Raw genomic sequence first — 8,680 nt, 5'->3', positions numbered from 1 at the left:
TTTTATTGCTTAGTATTCTATCTATTCGATCTATCTTGTGTGCAAAATCAATAGTATTAGCATAATCACTAAGCAATCCAGGCGAGTTAAATGTATAAATTTCATCTATATATTCAGAAAAAGTCAGCACTTCAGATAAGGATAAATAAATGAATACTCAAAAGAATTTAACCAACAAAGAGATGGTAAATAAGATAAAAGACTATGCTGATATAGCCGATGTTGCTTATGCTTTTTTTGAGTATATAGATGAGAATGAAATTTGGAGCTTTTCGGATAAATTTTACAATGAGAAAATTTTAAAGGAGCCAAATCCTAGATGGGATTATGCTGATGGGATAAATTTTTTATATGAAAAAGAAATTAAGATCACAAAAACAGACGAGCAAGGCAATGTTACTACCGAAGTAAAAAAGATACCCACCGCTTACGCTCTTTGTGTAGAAGCTAGATTTATGCAGGATTTAACTATCAAGAAACCAAATTTTAAATTTGGAGAAGAAGATACAAATATAAAAATCTCGAATAACATTAAAAACTTTATTGCCGTTCAGGAAAAAAATGGTGAAATTTCACAACGTATATTTATAAACGAAGAAGGCTACCACCAAATATCCAAACGTACCAAAAATTTCACATCAAGGTTTAGACTTCTAAAACATCAAAAAAATGATAATGAAGGTTTTAGTGCTACGCTCTTTGAAGATACAAAAGACAATGATAAAAGGATATTGGTTTTTAGAGGCACTGAAATGAATTTAACCGAAGAACCAGCAGACATTTGGGCTGATATAATGCTAGCTAGTGGGCACGTACCAACTCAAGTAAATTCTTTAATAAATTTCTTTCTAGATAATGTTATACCTATATTAAAAGAAGGCGAAAAGATAAATATATGTGGTCACTCTCTTGGTGGATATCTAACTCAAGTATGTGCTTTTACTTTTTCTGAATATATAGATGAAATTTATACATTTAACTCGCCTGGATTGCTTAGTGATTATGCTAATACTATTGATTTTGCACACAAGATAGATCGAATAGATAGAATACTAAGCAATAAAAATATATTTACTAAAAGAAGACTAACTCCTAATATGCAAAGTATGCTCTCTTGTAAAAAAAGATTATATGTAAATTTAATCCTAGCAGATAAGGACCACACCTACCTACCAGCACCTTTAAATGTTAATAACATATACCATATGAAAACAGACAATGATAGCCTAGCCTTTAACAATAAACTCTATGAAAACGCTATACAAGACCTTGGGGTTGATATAAATGGCAATGAAGTGCTTATAAATATAGGCAACGTTGATGCGATACTAAATACAAATGTGAGTGTAAGCTCACACTTTCTTACATATACAGCCGCTACACTATACTTTTTCTCATATCTTTTAGAGCAAAAAGATAATGATGAAAAGACAAAAAATGTTAGCTTAAAAGGTACATTTTTATATCTAAATGAATTTATGGAGCAAAACTATAAGCTTATTTTTGATCTTGATACAAATTTATCTATGCAATACAATAGCGTAAATTTCAACATGGACAATAAAGCCACCATTTCACCCATTACATATAATAAAAACAAAAACTGGCTACTACTTATACTGTTAAATAACATAAAACATGACTTAGACATACGCACAGATCACTATCTAAAAGACGAGCAAGAAGCTTTGATAATAGAAGATATATTTAAGCTTAGTGATGAGAAGCGATACACAAATATAATAAGCAAAGATGAAGTAGAAAAATTTAAAGAAGGTGGATGTGAAAAGATAGAAGATAAAAGGGCTATGCACAAGTGTAGGACGTACAAGGTATTAGATGAGAGCTCTAGTGATGTCACTACCACCAAAGCTGAAGCTAGCAAGCTCTACACCTATACGTCAAATTTCACAAGGTCGCTTTCATCTCAAGATGAGAAGGCATACTTTATGAAAAGATCAGAGCAAACCTACTCTCTTTTATTTGACAACAGCACGCAGAGTGGCTCTATAAATTTATACGACGTAAAAGATAGAGGCGAGATAAAATTTGGCTTTTTATCAGCTAGCTCTAGCGTATATGTGGATAAAGATAAAGAGAGTTTAGCCATATTTACAAAAGATAAAGACATAGTGGATATTGAGAGACTATATGAGAAGATAAGAGATAAATTTGGCGTGGAAAACCCAGAAAACTACAAGGTCGATCTCTTTTTAAATGCCACACTTCTAAAAGGTGCAAATGAAGCTAAGGACTATAAATTTGGCTTTACAAATTTCAAAGATGAAAAAGAGCACGATCTCTTTGAAAACAAAGAAGATCAAAAGCCCTTTTACTACTTTAGCCCAAGGGGTGATGAAAGCTCTAAAGGCTCGCTTGATATCACAAATAAAAACACTAGCATAAGAGTGCTTGGCTATGATATAAAGAGGGGTAGCTTGGATGTAAAGCTAAAAAGAGCTAATAATGATGAGAAAAAAGAGAAGCAAGCACAAGATAGAGAGGCGGTAAATCATGAAAGCATGCCTTCTGGTGCGGTAGCTACAAATTTCACCGCTCACCCAGTCATAGAAGACGACATCATCACTTGCCCGCATGGTGGCCAAGTAGTGCTAAAAAGCAAAGCTGGCAGGAGTATCACATCTAATGGCATACCGCTCATACTAGGTCAAGACTTCTTAGGCTCGCCGATAGTTGGCTGCTCGGCAAATTCGCCATGCACCTGCGTAGCACACGTGCCAAAGAGCGCCCTAAGCGCTAAAAGAGTAAATGACAACCACGCTCTCATGCAAGACCTGGTTCATCACTGCTTAAGTGATAAAGGCTGCGCGCTATCCATAGCTAAAAAGTCAAATTTACTAAATTTTGAAGGGATAAAATACGTTGATGCAAACGGCAACGAGGTAGCTCCAAAAGATGTACAGATCACGCAAAATCCAAGGCTAAGGTTTTTCATGAAGAGTGCTGCATCGCAAAGAGATAACATGCATGTCGCCATATACTCTATAAACGGCACCGAGTACAAAGAGCCAAACGGAGCTGACGAGATCGTGCTAAAAGAGAGCGACGCAAAAGACGTTAGCGACAAGGCACTTTTAAAGCTACTAAATGAAAATTTCAAAACAACCAGCCAAAGAAAATATGAATTTAAAGAGTACTCGCTAAAGTATGGCGCAGATGTTTTTAGGCTAAATTTCATAAAGCCAGAGTATAAGAGCAAGCACGGCATAAACGGCTACTACGAAAGACTTACCGAATACGAAAAGGACGTTAGAAATTTGATCTTTCTAACGCCAAATCAAACAAAAGATATCACTATAAAAATAGCCAAAGGGCTAGACGCAAAGATAGAAAAAGACGCAGAGATAACCGACGTCGTAGTGCTTCAAGGGCTATAAATTTGCCCTTAGCAAGGCATCTTTAAAACTTCTACCATTTCACCTTTTGCGATAAATTCTGTCTCTTTAGGGATGATAAGCAGTGCAGCTTCGTTTGTTAGGTTATTTACGATCGCTGAGCTACCTAGCTTTTTGCCGTTTAAATTTACAAAGATCTTGCCATCTCTGTTTTCTAAATTTACCGCTGTAAATTCCAAAAATGGCGAGCGTTTTTTATAGTCTTCGTCCATTATCGCCGTGATCTTTGGCTCTTCTTGGCTAAACCAAGTGTTTATAAGCACTCTTACATAAAGCACGCACATAACCATCGCCGAATACGGAAATCCCGGCAGCGCAAAGATGTATTTGTCGCCTGATTTTGCCACTCTGATGTGGCGGCCTGGTTTTATCGCAGCACCCTCGATGATGAGCTTAAAGTTTTCATTTAAAGCGCCCTTTACAAAGTCATAGTCTCCCATGCTGATGCCGCCAGTCGTCACTAAAATATCGGCTGATTTTAGCGCATTTATGATCGCTTTTTCGACAAGCTCGGCCTTATCTCTTACGATCTCGCAAAGGATCGGCTCCGCGCCCATTTTTCGTATCTGCATAGCGATACCTACGTGGTTTGAGCTGTGAATTTGCGCTGGACTATCAAGAGGCTCGCCAAGGTCTTTTATCTCGCTGCCAGTTGCTAGTATCGCCACTCTTGGGCGGATAAAGACACTTACGTGAAAGACGCCAAGCTCGGCAAGAAGCGCAATCTCAGAGTATGTTAGACGTGTGCCTTTTTTTATTAAAATTTCGCCTTTTTTGTAGCTCTCACCCACTGCTCGCACAGCAAAGCCCTTTGGCACGCTCTTTTTGATGATTATTTTTGAGCCACTTACCTCGACATTTTCAACTGGCACAAGAGTGTCGGTGCCTTCGCTCATTAGCGAGCCGGTGAAGGTTTTGACGCATTTGTTGCCCTCTACATGCAGCCCTTTGTCACTACCTGCTGGCAGATCGGTGATGAGCTCAAGCTCGTTTAGTCCATCTTTAAAGGCAAAAGCGTAGCCGTCCATAGCCGAAACTGGCTTTGCTGGGTAGTTCTCAGCAGCTTTCACATCATAGGCGATATTTCTATCAAGCGCGTCTGTGATGGCTACTTTTTCGACCTTCTCCCACGCATTTATCGTATCTTTTAGAATTTTCAGGCTATCTGCATAGCTCATAAAATCTTTCATTATTTGTCCTTTTTATGAAATTTTTGCATATTTTAGCCACTTCTGTTTTACAAAAAATTAATCTTTGTTTTATTTAATGATTATTAAAATATCGTTTAAGAAACCAGTCTGGTTTTACCCTTACACAGGAATTTACATGAACAAAACACTACTTTACATCATCGCAGGTGCGAGCCTTGGCATACTTGGTCCGGTGCTCGTTCATTTTGGCAACCCAGCAAACATGGGCGTTTGTGCGGCTTGCTTTTTACGAGATAGCATGGGTGCGCTTGGCTTTCACCAGGCCAAAGTCGTGCAGTATCTAAGACCTGAAATTTTAGGGCTTATCATCGGAGGCTTTCTAGCTAGCATGCTTTGGAGTAGAAATTTCACTCCAGTATCTGGTAGCGCGGCATTTTCTAGGTTTTTCTTAGGCGTGTTTGCGATGATAGGCTGCCTCATATTTTTAGGCTGCCCTTGGAGAGCTTTTTTGCGTCTTGGAGGCGGTGATATGACCGCTATTGCTGGCGTTGTTGGCTTGTTTGCTGGTGTCTTTGTGGGACGAGCTTTTAAGAAAAATGGCTACGTTTTACCTGAAAATGAAACCACTGCAAAGGCGATAGGGTTTTTACCACTAATTATTGCTATTTTGCTTTTACTAGCACTTATCTTTGGCCTAAAACTTGGCGAAAATGGCGCATTATTTAGCTCAGAAAAAGGTCCAGGCTCACAGCATGCAAATTTATTTATCTCACTTATTTGTGCCATCATCATCGGCGCATTTATGCAAAAAAGTAAATTTTGCTCAGTGGGAGCTATCAGCAAAATTTTTGAGCGTGACTTCTCGATGTTTTATGGCGTCATCTCTATCATCGTCTGCGCAAGTATCACAAATTTAGTGCTAAATCAATACAAATTTGGCTTTGAAGGACAACCTATCGCTCACAATGATATGCTTTGGAATTTCTTAGGTATGACGCTCGCTGGCCTTTGCTTTAGTCTAAGCTACGGCTGCCCTGGCAAACATCTAGTGCAAATGGGAGCTGGAAATTTAAGCTCAGCTGTATTTGTTTTAGGCATGGGCGCAGGTGCTGCGATAAGTCATAACTTCGTGCTTGCAAGCTCAGGAGCTGGCATCACACCTTATGCTCCTTATGCCGTAGTGATCGGCTTTATCTACGCTATTTACGTTGGATTTTTCACTAAAAAAGCTTAAATAAATTTGGCTGCTTTTGCAGTCAAATTTGCTTTTTATATCTATAAAATTTGAGTGAGATAAATTTTAGCTAAAAATAAGTTCTTAGGTTGTATAATCCAAAACTTATTTTAAGTTGTCACGGTAGCTCAGCTGGTTAGAGCGCTGGTCTCATAAGCCGGAGGTCGGGAGTTCAAGTCTCCCCCGTGACACCATAACACCCTATTTTAGGCACTAGCAGTGATGCTTTTGTTCTTTCCCTTTCTTTAAAATTTCCTTTAAGAGTGGAACACTTAGTTACTAAAGTGGGACAGTCTCTTAAAAATTCCAATGATTATAAAGCCATCGTCCTTTTAATACCATAAAAAATAGATTTGCTTTAAATTTTTACTTCTAGCTTTTTATCTAGAATCCCCTTAAATACGTAGTTTTAAGCTCTATCCTTTTACTATTTTTAATTTGTTCTTCTTAAATAACATATTTTTTCACGAAAATTTGCATTTCTAGCGCAGATTTTTTTCAAAATTGGTGTAATTACTATAAATATATTTAAAAGGATAAAAATGAAAAAATTTTCATTAATAGTAACTAGCACAGCTAGCACGGAAGAAAGTTTGTGTAGTGAGGTGATTTGCCATGGCTAATGCATATTTAGTAAATGACCACAACCTAGTTTTAAACGTAAGGTCGGGTTTTTTAACATATGGTAGAGCTATAGGTAGATTTGCACATGCGTGTCGTGAAAAAAATCAGACTGAGCATATAAAGTATCTCAACAAGAATCCAGTCACTATTAATCGTTACAAACTCCTAAGTGAATTTAATGGCAATGGCAATATGAGAGATGCTAACGGCAAAGATGATGAACTACATAATATGGCTTTTGTAAAGAAATTACTTAAAGACTTTCAGGATAGCTTTAAAGAAGACTATACCGCGCAGTCCTATACACAAAAGCGAAATGGCAAAGATACTGTTATAAAAAAGTCTTGGCGCAAAGATATGGCTAGTTTTTGTGAAGTCATCATCACGTTTGGCACAGATAGGAAGAAAGAGCCAAAAGAAGGGCTAAACGACGAAGAGTCAAAATTTATAAATGAAAACATACATATGGATAGAGTAATGAGATTTATAAACGCATACTGCGCAAAGTATGGCGTAAAGTGTCTGCTTGTAGCTGAACATAATGATGAGAAGACCAAGCACTTTCATATCTTTTTTACAAACTACAGCTTTGAAAAGCATGCAAATTTGAGGTTTAGTGGCAGGTCAAAAACAGCAAAATTTGGCCAAGAGCTGCAAGATATGGGTGCAGAGGCATTTGAAGGTCAGGTGCTTCGTGGCAAACCAAGTAACAGTAGACATAAAAATTTAACCCAAATGCACCAAATAGCAAGTGAATATAAGAGTGAGCAAGAGCTAAAGGGTAAGATTAGAGAGCAGATAATTAGTATAGCAAAAGAATATATAAAGCCAGAATACAAGTTTTTAAGCAAAAAGATCAACTATTTTAAAATGGAAACTAGTAGCGAAAAAGCCTTTTTAGCAGAATTTACAAATTTAGTTTATGAACGAATGCAAGAGAGCATAACCATCACATCTGATAAAAAGCTAAAAGAACAAGTAGAGCTTCTTGATGAGCAAGTAACAAAACAAAGTAAAATCATAGAGGAGGATAAAAAGAAAAGCATAGAAGTCTTAAAAGAAAAAGAACAGCTAGAAAAAGAGCTAGATAGTTTAAGAGAGACCCAAGCTGAGCAAGATAATGAGATAACACATCTTAAAAACAGACTAAAAGCACATACTAATCAGCAAACAAAGATAGATGAGCAAAGTGCATTGATAAAGAGTCAAGATAGAGAAAATCAATCTCTAACACATAAAGCCGAAAGTTTGCAAAGTGAAAATACTGGACTAAGAGACCTTAATGACAAAAGCTTAGGTCTTTTGCTAGAAATAGCAAGCACCAATCCTGAGCTAAAAGAGATGATAGTAAATGAAATGCCAGAGCTAAGGAGTAAATTTACAAAAGATGATGCTGAGATGGAGATGGGGTAGCTAGCATCCTTTAAATTTTACAATGCGTAATCTATAAATTTAAGCCACCAAAGTAAGCTAGTCGTGTAAATTTTACTAAGTAAATTTACACTAGCTTGCTTACAAACTTAGGACAAAACAAAAGTCAATAGGAGTTAAGAATATAGCCCTTTGAATGCACATTTTTTATATCAAGATTTAAATTTCTTTTTAACACGCCTACTAAATTTTGCATAGCTATTTTTGAACTCATTTTATTATGATACACTATCTCTTCTATCATTGAAAAGGTGGTTATATTATTTACGTTTTGAGCTAGGAGCAAGATGAGCTTATGCTGTAAATTTGTTAGAAAAATTTGTTCGTTATTTTTATAAATTTGCTCTTTTTCGAGATTTATCTTAATTTCTTTGTTTAGCACTAAAAAACTTGCCTCTTGGCTAGGATATAGTATAGCGATACTATCTAGCAAAACGCTTGTTTTAATAGGCTTAAACAATATAGCAGAGCTTCCGCCGTGAAAATTTTTTAAAATTTTAGAATAGACTTTTTTGTTTTTTGCCAAAAATATAAATTTTTGATTTGGCGAGATGGATGAAATATTAAAGAAATCAATTTCTTCTTTACTTTCAAACAAAGGGTCTAGGTCGATAATTACGACATCTAAATTTGTGTTGCAATTAAAATAGAAATGCAAAAAGTCATCAAAATTTATAAAATATAAATTTAAGAATTTATCCTTGTTTAGCTTTATTTTTTCAATTAAATTTTCGTCACTGCAAACAACTAACACGCAGAGCTTTTGAAGTCTTTTTATTCTTGATATAATTTAAAATCCTTATAAATTTGATCTTGTTTATTAT

5 protein-coding genes and 1 tRNA gene are annotated in these 8,680 nt (G+C 36.2%); 4 read left to right on the top strand and 2 right to left on the bottom strand.

What is annotated here, in order from left to right:
* Window positions 1-149: 149 nt before the first annotated feature.
* Entirely contained in the window at window positions 150-3,398 is a 3,249-nt protein-coding gene (locus F3G98_RS09920; RefSeq protein WP_149726112.1) for an Mbeg1-like protein, read from the top strand.
* An 8-nt stretch (window positions 3,399-3,406) separates the two neighbouring features.
* Here F3G98_RS09920 and F3G98_RS09915 read toward each other — a convergent pair whose 3' ends face one another.
* Window positions 3,407-4,606, bottom strand: a complete 1,200-nt coding sequence (locus F3G98_RS09915; protein WP_149726111.1) for a molybdopterin molybdotransferase MoeA — start codon at window positions 4,604-4,606, stop codon at window positions 3,407-3,409.
* A gap of 136 nt (window positions 4,607-4,742) precedes the next feature.
* On the opposite strand from F3G98_RS09915, the gene yedE reads away from it, so the two are divergent.
* From yedE to F3G98_RS09900, 3 genes are all read left to right on the top strand, one after another.
* Window positions 4,743-5,801, top strand: a complete 1,059-nt coding sequence (gene yedE, locus F3G98_RS09910; RefSeq protein WP_109147248.1) for a YedE family putative selenium transporter — start codon at window positions 4,743-4,745, stop codon at window positions 5,799-5,801.
* A 117-nt stretch (window positions 5,802-5,918) separates the two neighbouring features.
* Window positions 5,919-5,995 (top strand) — tRNA-Met (locus tag F3G98_RS09905).
* A 421-nt stretch (window positions 5,996-6,416) separates the two neighbouring features.
* The gene (locus F3G98_RS09900; RefSeq protein ID WP_149726110.1) at window positions 6,417-7,838 is read left to right on the top strand and encodes a plasmid recombination protein; all 1,422 of its coding nucleotides are present in this window, start codon (window positions 6,417-6,419) and stop codon (window positions 7,836-7,838) included.
* 124 nt (window positions 7,839-7,962) lie between these two features.
* Here the strand turns inward: F3G98_RS09900 and F3G98_RS09895 are convergent, their stop codons facing one another.
* Window positions 7,963-8,610 carry a response regulator gene (locus F3G98_RS09895; RefSeq protein WP_223227324.1) on the bottom strand — a complete coding sequence of 216 codons (648 nt, stop codon included), beginning with the start codon at window positions 8,608-8,610 and terminating at the stop codon, window positions 7,963-7,965.
* Window positions 8,611-8,680 lie beyond the last annotated feature (70 nt).

The organism is Campylobacter concisus, assembly GCF_902460895.1.
In the GTDB taxonomy this organism is placed as follows: domain Bacteria; phylum Campylobacterota; class Campylobacteria; order Campylobacterales; family Campylobacteraceae; genus Campylobacter_A; species Campylobacter_A concisus_BC.
Note: the sequence above shows the minus strand (reverse complement) of the source record. Positions and strands in the feature narration are given on the sequence as shown.

Coding starts and splice junctions, on each gene's coding strand:
- F3G98_RS09920 (WP_149726112.1), top strand. CDS start 150: ATGAATACTCAAAAGAATTTAACCAACAAAGAGATGGTAAATAAGATA.
- F3G98_RS09915 (WP_149726111.1), bottom strand. CDS start 4,606: ATGAAAGATTTTATGAGCTATGCAGATAGCCTGAAAATTCTAAAAGAT.
- yedE (WP_109147248.1), top strand. CDS start 4,743: ATGAACAAAACACTACTTTACATCATCGCAGGTGCGAGCCTTGGCATA.
- F3G98_RS09900 (WP_149726110.1), top strand. CDS start 6,417: ATGGCTAATGCATATTTAGTAAATGACCACAACCTAGTTTTAAACGTA.